At 43.9% G+C, this 18,812-nt stretch carries 17 protein-coding genes; 7 read left to right on the top strand and 10 right to left on the bottom strand.

From position 1 onward, the window contains the following. Window positions 1-5: 5 nt before the first annotated feature. The 4 genes from L5L98_RS02370 to L5L98_RS02355 all read right to left on the bottom strand — a co-directional run bounded on the left by L5L98_RS02370 (window position 6) and on the right by L5L98_RS02355 (window position 3,930). Window positions 6-1,322 carry a hypothetical protein gene (locus tag L5L98_RS02370; RefSeq protein ID WP_263138278.1) on the bottom strand — a complete coding sequence of 439 codons (1,317 nt, stop codon included), beginning with the start codon at window positions 1,320-1,322 and terminating at the stop codon, window positions 6-8. 993 nt (window positions 1,323-2,315) lie between these two features. Further along, window positions 2,316-2,783: a GNAT family N-acetyltransferase gene (locus L5L98_RS02365; RefSeq protein WP_028760209.1), complete on the bottom strand. Its 468-nt coding sequence runs from the start codon at window positions 2,781-2,783 to the stop codon at window positions 2,316-2,318. Between the two features lie 298 nt (window positions 2,784-3,081). After that, the gene (locus L5L98_RS02360; RefSeq protein WP_028760210.1) at window positions 3,082-3,378 is read right to left on the bottom strand and encodes a hypothetical protein; all 297 of its coding nucleotides are present in this window, start codon (window positions 3,376-3,378) and stop codon (window positions 3,082-3,084) included. Between the two features lie 69 nt (window positions 3,379-3,447). After that, entirely contained in the window at window positions 3,448-3,930 is a 483-nt protein-coding gene (locus tag L5L98_RS02355; protein ID WP_263138277.1) for a low molecular weight protein-tyrosine-phosphatase, read from the bottom strand. A gap of 431 nt (window positions 3,931-4,361) precedes the next feature. On the opposite strand from L5L98_RS02355, the gene L5L98_RS02350 reads away from it, so the two are divergent. Beyond that, complete coding sequence (locus L5L98_RS02350; protein ID WP_131525545.1) at window positions 4,362-5,432, top strand: type I restriction endonuclease; 1,071 nt, start codon at window positions 4,362-4,364, stop codon at window positions 5,430-5,432. Window positions 5,433-5,502: 70 nt separating this feature from the next. On the opposite strand, the gene L5L98_RS02345 is transcribed toward L5L98_RS02350, so the two are convergent. Then, window positions 5,503-6,414: a DNA ligase gene (locus L5L98_RS02345; RefSeq protein WP_263138276.1), complete on the bottom strand. Its 912-nt coding sequence runs from the start codon at window positions 6,412-6,414 to the stop codon at window positions 5,503-5,505. A 280-nt stretch (window positions 6,415-6,694) separates the two neighbouring features. Between L5L98_RS02345 and L5L98_RS02340 the strand changes: the two genes are divergently transcribed. Next, window positions 6,695-7,066, top strand: a complete 372-nt coding sequence (locus tag L5L98_RS02340) for a diacylglycerol kinase (protein ID WP_028760259.1) — start codon at window positions 6,695-6,697, stop codon at window positions 7,064-7,066. 10 nt (window positions 7,067-7,076) lie between these two features. On the opposite strand, the gene hdfR is transcribed toward L5L98_RS02340, so the two are convergent. Next, the gene (hdfR, locus tag L5L98_RS02335) at window positions 7,077-7,946 is read right to left on the bottom strand and encodes an HTH-type transcriptional regulator HdfR (RefSeq protein ID WP_263138275.1); all 870 of its coding nucleotides are present in this window, start codon (window positions 7,944-7,946) and stop codon (window positions 7,077-7,079) included. Between the two features lie 108 nt (window positions 7,947-8,054). Between hdfR and L5L98_RS02330 the strand changes: the two genes are divergently transcribed. From L5L98_RS02330 to L5L98_RS02320, 3 genes are all read left to right on the top strand, one after another. Continuing rightward, a complete protein-coding gene (locus L5L98_RS02330; RefSeq protein WP_028760261.1) occupies window positions 8,055-8,504 on the top strand; it encodes a DUF413 domain-containing protein in 450 nt (149 codons plus the stop codon). A gap of 20 nt (window positions 8,505-8,524) precedes the next feature. After that, the gene (locus L5L98_RS02325; RefSeq protein WP_113941500.1) at window positions 8,525-9,526 is read left to right on the top strand and encodes a RimK family alpha-L-glutamate ligase; all 1,002 of its coding nucleotides are present in this window, start codon (window positions 8,525-8,527) and stop codon (window positions 9,524-9,526) included. 373 nt (window positions 9,527-9,899) lie between these two features. Next, a complete protein-coding gene (locus L5L98_RS02320) occupies window positions 9,900-10,763 on the top strand; it encodes a hypothetical protein (protein ID WP_263138274.1) in 864 nt (287 codons plus the stop codon). 132 nt (window positions 10,764-10,895) lie between these two features. Here L5L98_RS02320 and L5L98_RS02315 read toward each other — a convergent pair whose 3' ends face one another. Next, window positions 10,896-12,518, bottom strand: coding sequence for a M28 family metallopeptidase (locus L5L98_RS02315; protein ID WP_263138273.1), 1,623 nt, complete (start codon window positions 12,516-12,518; stop codon window positions 10,896-10,898). A gap of 209 nt (window positions 12,519-12,727) precedes the next feature. Between L5L98_RS02315 and L5L98_RS02310 the strand changes: the two genes are divergently transcribed. Then, window positions 12,728-13,753 (top strand): GGDEF domain-containing protein, encoded by a 1,026-nt coding sequence (locus L5L98_RS02310; RefSeq protein WP_028760265.1) that lies wholly within the window; start codon window positions 12,728-12,730, stop codon window positions 13,751-13,753. 105 nt (window positions 13,754-13,858) lie between these two features. Here L5L98_RS02310 and L5L98_RS02305 read toward each other — a convergent pair whose 3' ends face one another. The 3 genes from L5L98_RS02305 to pdsO form a co-directional block, all read right to left on the bottom strand. After that, complete coding sequence (locus L5L98_RS02305; protein WP_263138272.1) at window positions 13,859-14,566, bottom strand: class GN sortase; 708 nt, start codon at window positions 14,564-14,566, stop codon at window positions 13,859-13,861. A 17-nt stretch (window positions 14,567-14,583) separates the two neighbouring features. Further along, window positions 14,584-16,902 carry a marine proteobacterial sortase target protein gene (locus tag L5L98_RS02300; protein WP_263138271.1) on the bottom strand — a complete coding sequence of 773 codons (2,319 nt, stop codon included), beginning with the start codon at window positions 16,900-16,902 and terminating at the stop codon, window positions 14,584-14,586. An 87-nt stretch (window positions 16,903-16,989) separates the two neighbouring features. Continuing rightward, window positions 16,990-17,820, bottom strand: a complete 831-nt coding sequence (gene pdsO / locus L5L98_RS02295) for a sortase-associated OmpA-like protein PdsO (protein ID WP_317633945.1) — start codon at window positions 17,818-17,820, stop codon at window positions 16,990-16,992. Between the two features lie 258 nt (window positions 17,821-18,078). Here pdsO and pdsR point away from each other — a divergent pair, with 258 nt between their 5' ends. Beyond that, a complete protein-coding gene (gene pdsR, locus L5L98_RS02290; RefSeq protein ID WP_006081337.1) occupies window positions 18,079-18,771 on the top strand; it encodes a proteobacterial dedicated sortase system response regulator in 693 nt (230 codons plus the stop codon). The last annotated feature ends 41 nt before the right edge of the window (window positions 18,772-18,812 follow it).

The following is an 18,812-nucleotide window of genomic DNA, read 5'->3' as shown; positions in this document are numbered from 1 at the left end:
GTAAATTATTGCGCGCGTTGCAGCAAGTAAGTGAAATCTGCAAAATTACCGTTAGTGGTTGCCGCATTATTGTGACAAGCCATACAGCTGCTTGATGTTTGCTTTACCGAACCTTGGATATAAGTTTCGAGCGTGGTGTTCGCTAAAAATGAGGGAGCAGGCACGCCCGTTGGATCGGTGGGATTTTTGGCATCGGTAGGCCATTGCGTGCTGATCAATTCGTAGTTCTTCCATACCGATCCCGGCACGACAGCGTCGAGTGCAGCGTGATAACTGGCATTTAAGGCTTTAGCATCGGCAGTGATAGGAATAACGCGTTCAACTTGAGTTGGTTTAGTGTGCGGGTTTGCCGGATCCCACGGGCGTACTGGGGGTTCATTCACTTTGCAGTCAGTACATTTAGCATCGTAAAAATTATATGCCGACAATGATGCTGACTCACTTTGGGTTGGCGCATTAGCAACATGCTCAAAGGTAGACCAAATCCATTGTGGTTCGTCTGCGGTTTTGTGGGCAATGTGAAACCCCACTAACCCGACTTGCTCAAGCGCACACGCGGGCTTGACCCCGTGCTGCTCTTCGGGATTGTTATAAACTAGCGCGTAAGTTGTATAGTAATTCGTCGCATCAAACTTGCCGCCCATTTTTATCCATGAGGCCTTAAGCATGATAGAACCTACCTGCCCGGTTTTACTGTCGCTCGCGGTAAAGTCGACATCGGCATTAAACTGTTTCTGTCCTTTTTTACTGTAAAGGTTATTGTCCAAAATAAAATTGAACATAGTTTCATTGGTTAATATTTCATAACGGGTATAAAGCCCGTTTTGATCAATCAATGGACCCGTTGTAAAAGGCTCGCCACTTTCATCCAACACATTCGGGGTCTTCCCTACTTGCGTTAAATAAATAGTCCCTTCAGGAATGGACTTGGGATCAATACTTTTGCAAACATCCGGCACATTATTGGACTGATCCCACCCAGGTGGTTTTACGCCATCGGGTAAAAAAATATCTCGGCTTTCCTTCCAATGCAGCCACACGACTGGCTGGTTAGTTTTTTGCCCAATGGTGGACATGGTATTGGGTGTACCATCGGCATTGGCTGGCCAGTTAAGTGCAATAAACGATTGCCAAGAAAAATCATCAAAATCATGTTGTAGGCTTTCGAGTGAGAACGGGGGTTTTGCTGTGATTTCCAGTGGCATAACAGGGCTTAACGTGGGTAGCGTTATAGCTGTTTTTGTCTCTACTGGTGCTTCTGCATGTACAGCAGCACTCATACACAAAAAAAGCGTACTGTAGCTAAAAGATTTGATAGACATGAAATTAACTCTCCTTGTTATTGGGACTTATTCAATGCTTAAAACGTTACAACTCCACTTTCTTTAACGACTTAAAATCAGGGCTTTCACAACACCCGCCACTGCAGGCGTGATGGCACGATACAAATAGCGTACAAGACTTGACCTCAACCAAATTCAAATAAATGGGTTTGGATATTAAAATTGAAGTTTGCTGTTTTGATCGCAGTCTCTGGCTTACTGAGCCGGTCTGAACAGATTGATACGGATAAATATTAACGTCTTTCATTGAAATTCCTTTTCATGATTGCGTTTTATCACGATACCTTGAGTCTAGATTATTCATTGATGATCACCTCAAATGAAACCTAGTTATCTCAGTGGAAGGGTTAAACACTCCTGTGTTCCCGTAGTGAAAATAATTCTATTCTGCAGAAAGAAAAGTAACCTTCTGAAAATATTCCATGTTAAAAGATTGTTTACGTTTCACTTATTGTCAAGCGTGAGGCAGGAGGTTTATTTTATTTGCAAAAAAGCTCGCCGCACGACACGACGATAACAGCGGTAAAAAGCATAATGTAATATCAAGAGTTCAACATTGATCTGAAGTCTGCGAGGACCAAGCGTGGGCAGTGCTCCAACACTGACTAAGCGATCGTAAAATCGGTCGCAACTACGCGCGGCCTATTCTTATTTGGTAGCCATTGATTCAACAATAACTGTCAAAGTTTGGAAGATTTCGACTCATTTTCATCATTAGATTCTGTAAAGAGTCACTCAGCATCTGATTATATGGCCTTGCTAATGACTTTATAAACACTTTGACTGAAACAGAACACAACTTGTTCTTACTGTTGAAACAGGAAATCCATTTTCTTGTACTGACGAAAACTCTAAGATTAAAAATGATGCCATTTGGGGATGCTTTGACCTACTTAGGTAGCCCTGTGAAATATGATCATATCGTTCCACTAGCTTCCCGCAATTGAGCCGCAGTGTACCTTCAAAAACTTGTTATTCACCGATGTTTGTGCCCATAACCAATACATTTATACCTTTATAATTCACTTGTTCTATAGGCTTAAACCCATGATGTAAGTACAAACCTCCAGTTAAATCTTCTGTTTGAAGATATAATTTTTTCACGCCTATTTTATGTGCTAGCGATATTATCTCTTTCACAAGTTTTGAGGCGACACCCTGTCCCCTAGCCTGCTGAGTGACGTAAACACCACCAAGCCAAAATTCAAATTCTGGGTATATGTCCATTTCTCGAATTTTTAGCTCTGCTGAACCAGCAAGAACACCATTTACTTTTCCAATGATCAGAATAGGCGCGGTATCTCGATTTATTGATGCAGAGACTTTTTCAACGACTTCCTCCTTGGTATAGCTACCATTGTCTTGGCACCATTCGTTGAAATACCAACTAGCTACCGTGTCTATCGCAGAGGGATTATCGGCAAGTAATGAAATTTCCATATATGTCCTTAGATGTACAACGATTTGATTTTCTTTATGAACAACATCTTACCAACTTAACCTTGTAAGGCAAGCAGCCCACAACCATTGATGTTTGTAGTCAAACTATACTGATATCTATTAATGACTTTATGATGATGTTTACTTTGCTGTGGCTTTATTGAAAGTTCGGACTGGCATGACTTCTAGGTTGAAAGTAACCTCATCACATTAGCTTTTTTATAGCCACAACTTTATTCGCCCTACTTGCATTTTAAACTTTGAAACAAGCTTTGGGGCATTTTAGAGTTAACCGATTTTAAGCACGCCACGCTTTAATCGCTTCTGTTGCTAAACCAGCTAGCTGTTTTGAAACTTCACGACCTTTGTAAATTGACGTTGTGTCTTTTGCGATTGGAACAGAATAATGAATATCGTGAGCAAGATTATTTAGATACTCGCGGCCACCACCTTCATAATTTTGCAGTTCCTGACCATTGAGCTGGATCATATAGCTATAGCCAAATGCACTCATGTTGCAATTTGCATTCAAGTACAAGCGACCTTCATGCTCCAAAAGGAACCATACTCGGTTTTCAGAATCCATTACTTTCATCGTCATCTCGCATAAGGGGATTTACCCGAACTTATCATAAAACCCAAACCGTAAATGGAAATACGCATCTCAACGGAACTTTTCGGTCAATTGATCTAATAAAGCTTCCATACTCTGCTCGAGGAGATCGAGCACTAGTTCAAAACCCTGTGCGCCGCCATAGTAAGGATCTGGTACTTCCGTTATTTGCGTATCAGCATAGGACAACATTAACTGTAACTTGTGTTGATACTCAACCGGACAACGGCTAAGCAGATCCGCCAAATTGGCATTATCCGCAGCTAGAATTAAATCAAAATGCTCAAAATCAGCATTCACCACCTGCCGCGCCCGCATGCCCTCGAAACTAAAACCCCGCTTTTTACCAGCCTCAATAGCGCGGCTATCGGGCTTATACCCTTGGTGATAACCAATAGTACCCGCCGAATCCACCTCAATATTAAGCCTGCGCTCAGCAATCTTAAAACGACAAACCGCCTCTGCCGTCGGTGAGCGACAAATATTACCCATACAAACCATCAATATTCGCCGTACACTTTGATTTTTTAACATGAATACCTCATAGCTTAGTATTATCAATAATTTATCTAATGTGCTTAAACCTAGATGTAAACTTAATATGATAAGCAGCTTAATACATTAATTATTTACCTATAAATACAACATGTTAAACCTAGAAACACAAAATATTCTTACGCCAAACCATTATCAAAAATAAAATGCGCGCTACGATCCGAAAGTTAAGGGTGTCACCTCAGCTAAAATATTCTCCTTGAGCCATATACATACCAAGCACGCACAAAATTTAACCTAACCCGTAAAATATACGATAAACAGCACAGAAACAAATTAGCCTCCTTGCTAAGGATTTTTTATCGACTAGGTTTATATGTCAGAGTACGGTTTAAAATAAAACTGAATGTTCACCGCATACTCGCTCAAATAAAAAATACACCACAAAGTACAAGAAGAGGAAAAGTAAAATGGATTTTATTGAACGAATCGATGTTCTATCAAAACGCATCCCTCAAATTGCTAATAGCCTTCAAACTGAGGAAGCGACTAAGAATGCCTTAGTCATGCCATTTTTGCATACAGTTCTAGGATATGATGTTTTTAATCCTAGCGAAGTTGTCCCAGAATTTACGGCAGATACTATAGGTAAAAAAGGTGAGAAAGTTGACTACGCATTAATTAAGGAAGGTGAAGTGCAAATCCTTATTGAATGCAAAAAGTACAATGAAAAGCTGTCCATAAAGCATGCGTCACAACTATTTCGTTATTTTTCTGTCACAAACGCACGCTTAGCTATTCTTACAAACGGTACTGAATATCAATTTTATACCGATCTTGATGCTCCTAACAAAATGGATGAAAAACCATTTCTGATCTTAGATCTTGAAAATATTGATGAACACTTAATTCCTGAAGTTAAAAAACTGACTAAAAACTCGTTCGACGTTAACTCAATAGTCAGCGCGGCAGGAGAACTAAAATACTTGAGTCAGATAAAACGTATTATTAGTGAGCAATTTAAAGAACCTGAAGAAGAGTTTATTCGCTTTTTTGCCTCAAGGGCTTATGATGGGGTTCTTACACCTAAAGTAAAACATCAATTTGCTGAAATTACTCATAAAGCACTAAGACAATTTCTCAACGACAGCATTAATGAACGTTTAAAATCCGCTATTGGCAATGATAAACCAACTGATGAAAACAAAAATTTAATCGATACCCCAATCCCATCCAATGATGAAAAAATTAAAGTAGTAACTACTGAAGAAGAAATTGACGGTTTCAATGTGATAAAAGCTATATTGAGGCAAAAAATAGAAGTTAATCGAATCATCGCAAGGGATACCCAAAGTTACTTTGGCATACTATTGGATGATAATAACCGAAAACCCTTATGCCGCTTACACTTCAATGCTAAACAAAAGTATCTAGGATTAGTGGATGAAAATAAAAATGAAACTCGTCATCCTATTAACTCTGTAGATGATATTTTTAATTTCAGTGAACAACTATTATCGACAGTCGCCTATTACGAATAATACTATCAAAATATCAATTGCGCATTACTCAGCGTAAAGACTTATGCGCAATTTGATTTACTAAGAACGGCTACTCAGTTTCAACATCGGTTCTTACCCGTAAAAAACTGGCAAACCGCGGTAAACCGTTAACGGTAAGCCCAAGGTATTTATAGGTGATGATAGTGCCCACTGCAGGGGGATGTTGGCGCTCTGCGAGACTAAAACCTGTGCCAATACTAAAAATTCGGCCGTCTGGCGTTTGCACTTTTAATGCGCCCATCTGCCCTGCAAATTGACCTTTACCAGGGATATAAGCGATAAAAGTAGCTTCAGCATCATAATAAGGTTTTAACTTCATCAGATGAGGATTACGGCCACTGATATAAGTCGCAGAACTGCGATGCAGCATCAAGCCTTCGGCGCCTTTTGCAACTAAGGCATCGAGTTTTTGATACAGGGCTTCAAGGCTTTCTACTTGGAACTGCACTATGACTTCAAGATAATTCGATTTGCCACTCAGTTCAGTCAGCGCAAATTGATAGCGATGCTGAAAGTCGCCACTCGCCTTAGGGACATCGAACACCATAAATCGCACTTTGCGCCAATCATCATCCTTCGCTGAGGCTTGTCGAACTAAACTCGACATAGCTTCAAACTGACCTCGCCCAAGCCATAATTCACCATCGAGAGGATAATTCGGAAAATTTACAGTAAACCAAATGGGTGTAGCGATGGCATTTCCCTGCCGAGTGAATAATTCCTTGCCATTCCAGTAACCTCGAACCCCGTCGAGTTTCTCACTAATCAAAAAATTTTGAATATTAATATCTTGCGAAGTTCGAGTCGCATCAAACTCGGTAGCAAGTTGTATCGCAGGTGGTGAGGTTTGTGCGTTAACCGAAAGAGCTAAACCGCAAAGTATGAGCAAGCTGAGCTTAAAAGCACTAAAACGGATGAAATGATTAAATGTTAAATTTCGTAACGGGTTTGTATGAGTCATTCCCTTGCCCACGCTGCAATATATCCTTCATCAAGCTTAGGCCGCACGGCTAAAGTTGCACTAAAATAACCGCAAAAGTCACTAACTCCCTAAGTTAACAACGAATGTTGATGATCAAATTTGCTCAGTTAATTGTTTATGCACTTTTCATCTCAGGCTATACTGCGGCCAAATTTATGACTCAGTCAAATGTTAACAAAGACAACAGTAGGGTTTATTCCCCCCTGTTTTGAATGAGCAGAACCTCAGCGCTTTGTCGCTAACGTCAATTGGAAACACTATGAAACCAGCCAATAATCACGGTATTAAGCGCATATTCAGAGCGACGGGATTTTCGATGAAGGGCCTAAAGGCCGCTTGGATCCACGAAGCCGCCTTCAGACAGGAATTAATCTTAACGATAGTCATGTTACCCGTAGCCTTATGGGTTGATATCAGCACTATTGAACGCCTTATGCTGATTTTCACGTTGTTTATCGTGTTGATTGTTGAGCTATTAAACTCGGCGATTGAAGCTGTGGTTGACCGTGTCGGCAGTGAAATACACCCGTTAAGTGGCCAAGCCAAGGACATTGCCTCGGCTGCCGTCTTTATGAGTCTTGCGCTTTGTGGATTAACTTGGCTGGTTGTATTAACGCCGCTAGTGCTTTAATTCTTAGTTTCTAAACCGTCGCATGAACAACCATTGAGCCATCGTCCCTTAAAAAGTCGATGGCTTGTTTGATCTGGGCTAAGCGGTCATTCTCAGCCCAATACGCAAGATACACATTTCGTGAAATGGCATTCGCGCCGCTGACGAGATGCAATTCGCCGCCGCGCAATGCATGTTGCACTAGATGCTCAGGTAAAAATGCGCAGCCGCCATTATTCAAGATGAAATCTAACGCAATACGTGCTGAACTCGTGTGCAGCGTTGGCACTGGCAGCGAGGCATATTCCTGTGCGTGAACAATATTGAACGCCGTACCCCAATCGACTTTTACATATTGCCCCGGCACAACCGCTTTTACCGTTTGACCTTTTAAGCTCGACACCAACAACAAATTAATTTGCCCCAGTTGTACTATCTCAAATTGATCAAGCTTTGGCGGATCGAATGAAATCGCAATATCTAGGGTACGGTCCATTAGCTGACGCGTCATTGCATTCGCGGGTAGCACTTCGGTGCGCAACGCCACGCCAGGTAAACCGACATGCAGTCCCTGTAAATAACCTTGCAAGTAAGCGTCCCAAATATTCGGCCCTGCACCAATGGCAAGCTGAGTCGACTGTAACTGGCTGAGGGAAACATCTTGCTTAGCCCGCTCCCATGCTGTTAACACCGCCTCGGCATGACCAAGCATACGTTCGCCTGCTGGCGTGGGCTGAATATTATTACGTTGCCGTTCAAATAAGGCGACACCCAAAATGCTCTCAAGCTGTTTCACCCTAAAGCTCACAGCGCTTCGGGTGAGGTAAAGATTCTCAGCCGCTTTACCAAAATGGCGAGTACGGGAGACTTCGAGAAAGGTTTTTAGTAAATCGGTATCCATAAAAATTCTTGACCAACATAGGCAAATTTTTTTGATTTATAAATCAATAATACTAGCCAATACTCCAGTTGCAAATCTTTGTATATCAAAAACTAGAGGGTATCTGCCATGTCTGAACAGTCTTTTTTTAACGCTAACAAGGGTTCTGAGACGTTTAACGGCTCAGTTGCTGCCAGTTTTGTCTCTCAAAAACGTTTCTACGACGACGCTAATTTCCCCAAAGGCTTTAAACGAAGCGGCGATTTTACCAATAAAGAAGCTGAACTCCTTGAATTGCATGGTCATGCAATGAAGAATTTAGCGGAAGGGAAAACGCTGCCTTGCACCTCTGATGAAGCCCAATTTGTGGAAGTCGCCAAAGGAAATATCGCCCCCAGTAGCTTGTTAGAGCAGATCTGGGTAAAGTATCGCAGGCTCGCCATGGGGAAACCCTTTTATGCCGTGGTTGGTACAGTGCATTTGCCTGCAACCAAGCCCGAGATAGAAATAGAGGCTGAAGCTGTATTTGATATTGAAGATGATGTTCAGGATGAACCTGAACCCGAGGATAAAGAATGAAGATTAAGGTTTGCTACTAAATGCGTGGTTGGATTTTATATAAAGAAACCGCGACTCAGCTAAAACCTGAATGGTATGAAATTGAGCGTCTACTGGCGGCAGCAAAAGCCGATAACATAGAGTTGGAAGTTTACGCACCTGATGAATTTGATCTGACTGTCACCAGAGAAGATAACAAGAGTATTTTATTGAATGGGCAAGCCGTCGAGCTGCCCGATTTTATCATTCCGCGAATGGGCTCAGGCACGACCTACTTTGCTTTAGCCATTATTCGTCACTTAGAAAGATTAGGGGTATATTGCCTCAATCCATCTAAAGCCATTGAAATCGTTAAAGACAAGTTATTCTCCCAACAATTGTTGGCCGAGAAGAATCTGCCTACGCCTAAAACCATGTTGGTTAAATTCCCCGTCGATATCGCACTCGTAGAACGCCATCTCGGTTTTCCTGTGGTGATAAAAACACTTTCAGGCTCACAGGGCAGTGGTGTGTTTTTATCCCATAAGGCGCGTGAATTTGACGATTTAATGCAGTTGATTGAAGCGACCAATAAAAACGCTAACATCATTCTGCAAGAGTTTATCGCTAACAGTCATGGGCGCGATCTACGCGTATTCACTATTGGTGGTCGTGTGGCGGGTTGCTATGAAAGGCGTGGTCAAGAAGACAGCTTCAAAGCCAATGTCAGTGCCGGCGGCTCAGCGCGTCCATTTCAGATCACTCCTGAAATTGAATGGCTTGCCACCCAAACAGCCAATATTCTCGATCTTGATGTTGCAGGTATCGATTTATTGTTTGATAACGGCCATTACAAAATTTGTGAGGCTAACTCATCTCCTGGGTTTGAGGGCTTAGAATCCTGTTTGAATGTGGATATTGCCGCGCAAATTTTGCATTTTATTCGCATCCGTTTAGGCATGTTTAATAAAGATGAACCAAGTAGCCCAAAAATCGTGGCTGATAGCGTAGAGGCTGAGACTTCTACCCCGTCACCTCTATCGTCCTCTATCGAGACGAAATAGAAGTACTAGGACATATCAATATCTAGCGGGATCGTACCGCTAGATATTCTCAATATCGATGATTCTCCACCATGTTTGTGTCTATATCCATTTGTATCTCGCCCCATCCAACACAACAATCCTAAAGCCGTTCAGGAAGCACTTGCCCTTAGTCTTTCAATCCACAATTGATGTGATCGCTCACTCAAATTTCATTCAACCTCACGAGAACCAGCTCTACTTTTGTTTTGAATCACAATTTTTTGCATTTCTTAAAACATTTTGTTCACATTAAAAAATTTGCTGTTAAACTCCAAATGTTGTTTTTTTATGGCACTAAATTCTGACCTTATCGCTAAACATAATAAGAATAATGCAGGAGTCACTCCTTAACATGTCGATCCGCCTATTACCCCTAATCATAGCGTCACTGCTCAGCACTCAAGTGCAAGCCGATGATTTTACTATTCAGTTAGGCGGCTTTTATTCGCAATCAGACACCAATATGGAAGTCACTAACCCTATTTCGGGTAATAATTTCACCTTAGATTATGAGTCCGATCTACAACTTGCAGAAAACGAATTTTTACCCTTTATCGAGTTCAATTATCACTTTAACGAACGGCACAATATCTACCTAGACTGGAAACAGCTTCATCGTAACGCCGAAACCCAAGCCTTAACCAAACCCTTCCAGCTCGAGATTAACGACACCATTTACGATATCAAAGCAGGCGGTAATCTAAATTCAACCTTAAACATTGATGTACTGCGCTTCGGCTATGGCTATGATGTATTTCAAGGCAGTAACTATGATGTCGGTCTATCACTTGGTTTACATACTATGTTTATCAAGACAGGTTTTGAAGGGGTGATTGGTGTTTGCGCTTCATCGGAATTACTCAATAATGTCTGCGGTAGCCAAGCAATTCCGCGCATTGTTGACGAAAATGTCACTGCGCCACTGCCCGACATTGGCATATATGGTCAGTATGAATTTGTTCCTGGTTGGCAAATCACCAGCCATGCACAGTATTTTTACATCAAACTCAATGATGTCAAAGGCGAACTGGTTGATATTAAAGTGGGGGTTAATGCACAAATCACCCCAAACTGGCGTATGAGCGTGGCCTATAACTACTATAAAGTTGACGTTGATATCGCCCAAAATTCGCCGAATAAAGATACTCAAATCGCCGATTACAACATCTATTACAATTTTATTGGCCCTATGCTTTCTATCAGCTATTCCTTTTAATTCTATAAAAATCTCTTCCCATATTGTATTAAACACCCCTTCTCGCTCAAACAGTTGCCCGAACCCTAGCCCAAATTAGTGCTAAACAATAAGGGCGCCTACTGGACGCCCTCATGATCCAACCCATTAAACCTATTTACGGCCATCCTGCTCACGTTTGGCTTTAAAGTCTGATGATTCAAGCCAATGGGGCCAATCTGAACCATTCGCTAAAGTGGTTATCATACTGGCGATCAAGTCTAGGTCTTGACTCACGCCCTCCAACGTCCAATTTGGATCATAATCATCGGCTCCTTGGTGATATTTATGCGCAATATAGTCAGGATCTGTATCCCCAAGACTCATAAATAACAATCCTGGTACACCTTGCTGGGCCAGCGCAAAATGGTCTGATCTAAACATCAATCCATTCTGTGGTCTTGGATCCGCTTTTACCGAACGGTCTTGGGCTTTGGCAGCTTTATCTAAGTATTGCTCCAACTCAGATACCCCTTCCCCATAGCGCAAAATGTAATCCACGCCTTTATTTACATTCATGCCATCAATATTTAAAAAGGCGACGATATTTTTGGTTGGCACACTGGGATGCTGAGCAAAATGCTGTGCACCAATCAGACCTGTTTCTTCTGCAGTAAAGGCACTAAAGAGAATCGAGCGATCTAGTGGCGCCGTCTTAGCTTGCTGTTTGAAGTAACGCGCTAACGCTAAAACCCCCGCCACACCGCTGGCATTATCGACCGCACCGTTTAAAATCTCTGACTTACCGTCTTCAATCACAGTACCAAGGTGATCCCAATGGGCATGCATCATCACCACTTCGTCGGGGCGCGTTTTACCGGGCAGTAAGGCCGCGACGTTATGGGACTCGGCGCGTTCAATTTTATTGTTTAACGTGAGCTGCGCGCTCAGCTTAAGTGGGATAGCCTTAAAGTTTGGCTTAGCTGCTTGCCGTTTTAAGGTATCATAATCCAATCCCGCTTTGGCAAAGATTTTTTGTGCGGTTTCGTGCTGAACCCAGCCCATCACGCCCACTTGACCTTGGTTATTATTGGCATCGACCAGAGTAAACTTAGTGCCCGTGTTGGAGTTTTGCACCACTCCCCAGCCATAGGCGGCTGGCGCGGTTTCATGGACAATAAACACGGCCTCAGCGCCTTGACGCGCCGCTTCCTCATATTTATAAGTCCAGCGACCATAATAGGTCATAGCATTGCCTTTAAATATTGTTGGATCTTGGGTCGCAAAGCCGGGGTCATTCACGAGTACGATGACCGTTTTGCCTTTTACATCTAACCCTTGATAATCATTCCAGCCATATTCGGGTGCATTAATACCATAGCCAACAAATACCACATCGCTTTTATTCAGGCTCACGGTGTCAGCGATTCTTTGGGTTCTCGCGGTAAATTCACTGCCATTGGCAAATTTAAGTCCGCCGATATCAAGCTGCATGTTTTGATCGGCACTAATTTGCGCCAAAGGAACCGCCTGTAAATAGCTATCGCCAAATCCGGGTTTGAGACCCATATCTTTAAATGCTGTCACTAAATAGTCTAAAGTTAACGTTTCACCTTCAGACAAGGGCGCGCGTCCCCCAAAAGCATCACTCGCTAAGGTTTTCACATCGGTTCGGTATTGCACGAGATCGAGACTTTTCACAAATGCCGTTTCAGCAAAGGCTGGTAATGAGATAGTGGCCAACAGACTTGTGGTTATGATTAAATTTTTCACAACTTTCTCCCAAGTTATTATCATTATTTGGTTTTAAGGATAGACTTTACCATATCATCTTTAATTTATGATGGAAGTCTTAGCGCAAACGGAGTCGCTGCATCCAAGAGTAAACGGTAATCATGTCTCCATCTGACCGATATTCTTGTCGTTGACCTAAATCTGACTGTAACAGAATAAAAAATAGCGAAACTTTAAAATATCCGTATATTTTCATTGAGTAAGGTAACAATATGTCGCTAGAGTTATTACAAGCCGCTGCACTGAACCTCAAAAAAGCAGTGCCTCTGATGCTCAAACATAAAATTCCGACCACACCCGTTAACTATGCGCTTTGGTACACTTATGTTGGTGAACAAAATCCCGAATTAAATCAACAACTCGATACTGTTATTGCCCAATACAACACTTGCCCTCCAGTCAGTAGCGAAATCTTGTATCGCCAATATGTTGCCGACCCAGTTGAACTCGATGTCAGAGAAATGCGCCAAAATCTGGATGCTATGGTGACTGAGCTTTCCCAATCACTCAAAGATACCAATCTAGATGCCAATGACTTCCAGTCACGTATCGAAAGTAATTTTGAAAAGCTCAATCGCATCGAAGACGAAGGCTTTAGCGTCGAACAAGTACTCGATCTGGTCCGCAGCTTAGTGAAAGAGTCGGACAATATTCGCTCGAGCACAGAGTTCTTTACCGGTCAGCTGCAGAAGGCTCAAACCGAAATAGACGCACTAAAGAAAAAACTTGAACAAACAGAAAAAGACGTTCTCTACGATGCACTGACGGGCTGCTTTAATCGCCGCGCCTTTGACACTGATTTTGCAGGAATGATAGCCCAAGCCCCCTTAGGCACTTGTGTGATCTTGGCCGATATCGACCATTTTAAAGTGTTTAACGACACCTATGGCCACCAGCTCGGCGACCAAGTGTTACGCGCCGTGGCGAAACGACTACAGGAATCCTGCCGCGATGGCACGAAACTGTATCGGTTTGGCGGTGAAGAATTTGCGATTATTGTCCCTAAAAGTCAGCTACGTATCGCAAGGCAACTGGCCGAAGCTATGCGCCGTGGACTCGAAAAACTCAGTTTAAAAGACAGACGCAAAGACGAACGCATTAATAATATCAGTGCTTCCTTTGGCGTCGCCCAATGGCAAGAAAAACAAACGGGTATGCAATTGATTGAAGCGGCAGACAAATTACTTTATGAAGCCAAACGCTTAGGACGAAATCGTGTGCTGCCTATCAGTAACTGATGGTTATAACTTAGCCTGAAGCCGATAATTCAGCTTCAGGCTAAGATGATTAACAAAGGAGCATTTTTTTGAAAGCTACATGAAGGATTTAAATGAGATTTCAGATTAATGTTTGAAACTGCGAGAAACAATTCCAATATTCCCTTGCACGCCACTCCCTATTGAAACGGATACATTCGTACCGTGTGTTTCCATCGACTCATTTTCGACGGGAATCGCCTGCACCACAAACCGCAGTTCAGCACCACCTTGAAGTGAATCGAAGGGATAACACGTAATTAACGTTAAGCGATTATCATCGGATGGCGCCATAAATTGAGTTTCTGTTTCATGTACTACCTGAGTCGCCACCACTTCATAAATAATGTGATTGCCTTTAAGCGTTTGTAACGATAATCGACGCCCCACCGCCATGCCATTGAGTATCGCAAAATGCGTATCCCTGTGGCCAGCAATCACAGTATTGCCTTTTTGCCCCGCTGGCGCACTGGACAACACCAGACTCGGACCAAAGGCCAAATTTCGCCCAGAAGCCCCCGCAAGAACGTATAAACTGTCATTAAGCTCTGCTTCAATATTGTTGTTCGCCGCCACTTGCTCACGATGAATAGACAGCTTTGCCACGGGATAGGTATCCGCCCATGACCAAGGCTTATGGGATTGACCATCAGCCAAGGTTTTAGTCCACGCCTGTTCAATCAAATACTGGGCAAAGTGTGCTTTAGCTTGCATATAGAGTCCCTTTCCTAACAATGTTGCGCCAATTAAAAATAATCCCACCATTAAAAATTGCTGTGTTCTGCTTTTGCTCATCGCGCTTAACTCGTCGCTCATCGTTCACTGGTAAGTGCCACCAAGGCCGCCTTCTCTTCCCGTCTTTGTCGAAGAATCGATCCCGTAAGAATCAAGGCGAGTAGCAAGGTCAGCGCACCTAATAACATATCCAAACGGCTTGACGTCGCGGTTTGCGGCAAGGCACCAAAAGGTTGCCAACCTAAGGGCAAGTGCTGACGAACCACGGCATCACGGCTCATTGCAGTTGAATCAATTGGGGTTAAGTCCACCGCCACTAAGCTGGTATAGGCGCTGACTAAGTGATAACTCATTGATAAGGCCGTCACTTGCTGTTTGACCTTGTCATCATTCGCGCCATTTTTACTCAACTCCAATGCACCAATCTGTTTACGCGCCCACAGTAAGTCTAAACCTGCACCTTGATGGGTCATCAATCCTGCGGAGTTATCCTGCAGCGAGAGCGACTGTTGCCAGTTTTGATGCCCTTGGCGTCCTGAAATCACTAACTCCTGTGGCTCACGGGCGCTGCGCTTTAGACTCACAAGCACTGGCTCACCGCGGTACAGATCGGCAATCGGTGATGGCCAGTAATCGGGTACACTGCCATCATCAAAACGCACTTGAATATCGGTTAACACCGGATATTGAATTTTGCTGAGTAAGGCGCTGATCTTCTCATCGACTTCATCCACTTTGCCAATATAGGTAAAAGTGCCACGACCGAGTTCAGCCGCTCTTTGCATAAAGTGAGAATTAGGTGCCGAGCCTATGCCGACAGTAAATAGGCGGCTTTCACCTATTTGATAACGGATCAAATCAAATAACGCTTGTTCATTGCCCACAGAGCCGTCGGTCATAAAGATCACTTGGCGCAAAGGCTGCGTTGCATCAAGCGATACACTGCCCAAAGATTTTGGCAAGGCAGCGTCCAGTGCTAACGCCATTTCAGTGCCACCATCGGCCTGTAAACGGCTCACAAATTGACGGGCCCGTGACAAATTCGACGAGGTCGCCGGTAATGACACTGTTGAGAACTGAGACAAACTGGAGTTAAATTCGATAATGTTAAAACTGTCCTCCGGCTTCAGTCCTTTTAACGCGTATAACAGTGCATTTTTAGCTTGAACGATAGAATCCCCCGCCATAGAGCCCGAAGTATCAATCACTAAAATTAATTCACGGGGCAAACTCGGCTGAGTACTCTTTTCAACCTTAGGAGGCAACACCATGACGAGACTGTAATTATCATCATTTACGCCGCTGGTTTTACTTGTCTCAAGTGTATCCTGAGACAGATTTTCGCCATCGAGCTTATGGGTTTTACCTTGCTGATTAAACACCCAAGCCATTGGGCTCGTGCCCTGCTGTACTCGCCATTGCAGCACAAAATCACAATTAGCGGGCACACGTTGCGCCAGCGATACATCGACCGCGCCGCTGTTGTCTTGCTTGAGTTTGATGTCATGGTAAGGACTCTCAATGGACGCTTTATCAACCCCCTTTGCGAGTAAGACTTGAATGTCTGCCTTCAGCACAGGATCGCGTCCACTGGCGCCGTCCCGCACTGGTGCCACAATCCGGTCAGCATCAAACACCTGCGAACTTGTCACTCGGCTTGATTGGCGCACCTGTGCCATAGGATCATGTGAGTCGCTAGCACTTGAATCCGATGTTAATCCCGGAATATAACGGGGCGCGACCACCAGCGGAAAACGTAAACTAAACAAACCATCTTCATATTTAATGGTCTCCTGATAGCTGATTTCTACAATCAGATCCTCTTGAGGTGCTAGGTTTGCGACTTCGGTCGTAAACATATTAGGCCGCTCTTGGCTCACTAAGCTGGCACGTTTACCTTCAGCTTTCGCTTGCTCAAAAATCTGCTTGGCATCGGCCTTAGGATGAATTTGCCCTTCGATCACTCTCTGGCCTATATGTAATCGCAACGAATCCACCGCAGCCTCATTGGGCAGCGGGAACAAATATTGCCCATTCAACACAAATTCAGTGTTGTTGCGAAAAACCTGTTTCACGCTCACGCGATTACTTAAGCCAGAGACTTGCATCGACACTTGTGTATCGAGCGGCAAAGATGACACCCAAGCACCGCTCTGCTGGCGATAAAGCAACAACCCCTGCGTAATATCATCGTAATTAATGATGTGTGACTCTGCCGTTCTGTGAGCACTATTTTGCCCGACCAATGCCGAAGCCATATTCTGTGGCACAGATAATGTGCCGGTACTATTCGGCGAAGCCAATGCCACAAAGGGCAAACCCCAACACACGGCGGCACTGATCAGCAATACCGCTACCGCTTCACTCACTTCTTTTACCCTTTTCCCTGTGATCATCACAAAGGCTTCCTCTATTAACAAATATGAACTGATGTTGGTTGTCGTTAATATGAACGACGTAAAATGGACAGCTTAAATTGACCGCTAGTCAGCAGCGTGCCTGGCCGTCAAGGCCAAATGAGGCTGTAGTGTTAATGTCACGCGGCGGTCGAACACATCCGATTCTCTGTCTTGGTCGGCTTGCAAAGGCGATAAAGCGCCAAAGGCTTGAGTGGTCATACGCTCGGCAGTGACGCCTTGCTTAATCAGGTAGCCACGCACCTCCAGTAGACGCTGCTCAGAAAGGGCTTGGTTGTAACTCTCATCACCACGGCGGTCGGCATAACCCCTCAGCTCAAGATTGAGTTCTGGTGACAAATTCATCACCTCAGCCACATCATCTAATTGAGGTAAAAAATGCGATTCAACCTCAGAGGAACCGGTACGAAACTGTACGCTAAGCCCCAAGGCAAGTTCACTGAGCAATTGACGTTGCGCTGACAGCAACTCATCAAGCTCTTGCTGCACCTTGGTATATTCGCTCGCCCGTTTTTCGGCGGCTTGCTGTTTTACACTCCACTCGGATAACTGGGACTCTTGCAAATGGATCTGTCTTTGCTGAACGTGCAGTGTGTCTGTATCGCTGACTGATTTGCCAATCAAGGTGCCTGTGAACGCACCAATAATAGCCCCCACTGGACCACCGACTAACGCCCCCACTATGGCTCCACCACCGAGGCCAATTAGGGCTTCCGGTTGTTCGTCCTCGCTTGCGTATTCGTCATCCATCGCGATACCGCTAGCATAGGCATCATTTTCTAGGGTGAGGTCTTGTCCTATCACTTGGTTTTGCAGTGAAACCCGCGCGGACACACTGGCTATAGGTGCGCTTAATAAACTCAAAACCAATAGATTAATTAGTGTCTTTTTCATCATCTCATTCCTTTTTGATTATTAGCTGAGCTTGGACTCGTACCTGAAGCAATCCACTCAACACCACATCAGGTCAAACGGGTACAAAACTGAATGGGGCTATTAAACACAAGTGGAATGGCATGAGCAGGGATGGAAAATGGCAATACAACTATCAATTGTGGCAACAAAATGGCAATTGCATTTGTGGCCTTTTTTCTCGGGTAAAATCCTGTATAGTCACGAAAACTTACTCCCCCAAGTCAATAGGAATACGGCTCTATGAAGCGTATCGCCATAGTGGAAGATGAAGCGGCCATTCGCGAGAATTACAAGGACGTGCTGCAACAACACGGTTACAGCGTGCAAACCTACGCCGACAGACCATCGGCCATGCTAGCCTTTAATACCCGTTTACCGGATTTAGCCATTATCGACATAGGCTTAGGTAATGAAATTGACGGCGGCTTTATGCTATGTCAGTCATTGCGCGCCATGTCGAGCACGCTGCCGATCATCTTTTTAACCGCCCGTGACAGTGACTTTGATACTGTATGTGGCCTGCGTTTAGGCGCCGATGATTACTTGAGCAAAGAAGTGAGTTTCCCCCATTTAACCGCACGCTTAGCCGCATTATTTCGACGCTCTGAACTTGCGGCCAGCCAAACAGCGCAGGAAAACCTGCTCGAACGTGGCCCACTGACCATTGATGCCAATCGCATGCAAGTCTATTGGAACCAGTTACCAATCGAACTTACCGTGACCGAATTTTGGATGGTGCATGCGTTAGCCAAACATCCAGGCCATGTACGCAGTCGCCATGAATTAATGCAAGAGGCTAAAATCTTTGTCGATGACAGCACTATCACCTCCCATGTGAAACGCATTCGCAAAAAGTTTATCGCTACCGCGCCAGAGTTTGATTGTATTGATACTGTCTATGGTATGGGTTATCGCTGGGACAGCTTAGCCTGATCTATGGCTTAACCAACCTTTAAGCGCGCGGCGTTGAACCA

Origin of the sequence: Shewanella sp. SM23, assembly GCF_025654295.1 — a bacterium.
Classification (GTDB): Bacteria; Pseudomonadota; Gammaproteobacteria; order Enterobacterales; family Shewanellaceae; genus Shewanella; species Shewanella oncorhynchi.
Note: the sequence above shows the minus strand (reverse complement) of the source record. Positions and strands in the feature narration are given on the sequence as shown.

Bases quoted from the DNA above. Each gene is read 5' to 3' on its own strand.
- L5L98_RS02325 (WP_113941500.1), top strand. From the start codon at position 8,525: ATGCGTGGTTGGATTTTATATAAAGAAACCGCGACTCAGCTAAAACCT.
- L5L98_RS02350 (WP_131525545.1), top strand. From the start codon at position 4,362: ATGGATTTTATTGAACGAATCGATGTTCTATCAAAACGCATCCCTCAA.
- L5L98_RS02360 (WP_028760210.1), bottom strand. From the start codon at position 3,378: ATGAAAGTAATGGATTCTGAAAACCGAGTATGGTTCCTTTTGGAGCAT.
- L5L98_RS02330 (WP_028760261.1), top strand. From the start codon at position 8,055: ATGTCTGAACAGTCTTTTTTTAACGCTAACAAGGGTTCTGAGACGTTT.
- L5L98_RS02355 (WP_263138277.1), bottom strand. From the start codon at position 3,930: ATGTTAAAAAATCAAAGTGTACGGCGAATATTGATGGTTTGTATGGGT.
- L5L98_RS02340 (WP_028760259.1), top strand. From the start codon at position 6,695: ATGAAACCAGCCAATAATCACGGTATTAAGCGCATATTCAGAGCGACG.
- L5L98_RS02370 (WP_263138278.1), bottom strand. From the start codon at position 1,322: ATGTCTATCAAATCTTTTAGCTACAGTACGCTTTTTTTGTGTATGAGT.
- L5L98_RS02300 (WP_263138271.1), bottom strand. From the start codon at position 16,902: ATGATCACAGGGAAAAGGGTAAAAGAAGTGAGTGAAGCGGTAGCGGTA.
- L5L98_RS02305 (WP_263138272.1), bottom strand. From the start codon at position 14,566: ATGAGCAAAAGCAGAACACAGCAATTTTTAATGGTGGGATTATTTTTA.
- hdfR (WP_263138275.1), bottom strand. From the start codon at position 7,946: ATGGATACCGATTTACTAAAAACCTTTCTCGAAGTCTCCCGTACTCGC.
- L5L98_RS02365 (WP_028760209.1), bottom strand. From the start codon at position 2,783: ATGGAAATTTCATTACTTGCCGATAATCCCTCTGCGATAGACACGGTA.
- pdsO (WP_317633945.1), bottom strand. From the start codon at position 17,820: ATGATGAAAAAGACACTAATTAATCTATTGGTTTTGAGTTTATTAAGC.
- L5L98_RS02345 (WP_263138276.1), bottom strand. From the start codon at position 6,414: ATGACTCATACAAACCCGTTACGAAATTTAACATTTAATCATTTCATC.
- L5L98_RS02320 (WP_263138274.1), top strand. From the start codon at position 9,900: ATGTCGATCCGCCTATTACCCCTAATCATAGCGTCACTGCTCAGCACT.
- L5L98_RS02315 (WP_263138273.1), bottom strand. From the start codon at position 12,518: ATGATAATAACTTGGGAGAAAGTTGTGAAAAATTTAATCATAACCACA.
- L5L98_RS02310 (WP_028760265.1), top strand. From the start codon at position 12,728: ATGTCGCTAGAGTTATTACAAGCCGCTGCACTGAACCTCAAAAAAGCA.
- pdsR (WP_006081337.1), top strand. From the start codon at position 18,079: ATGAAGCGTATCGCCATAGTGGAAGATGAAGCGGCCATTCGCGAGAAT.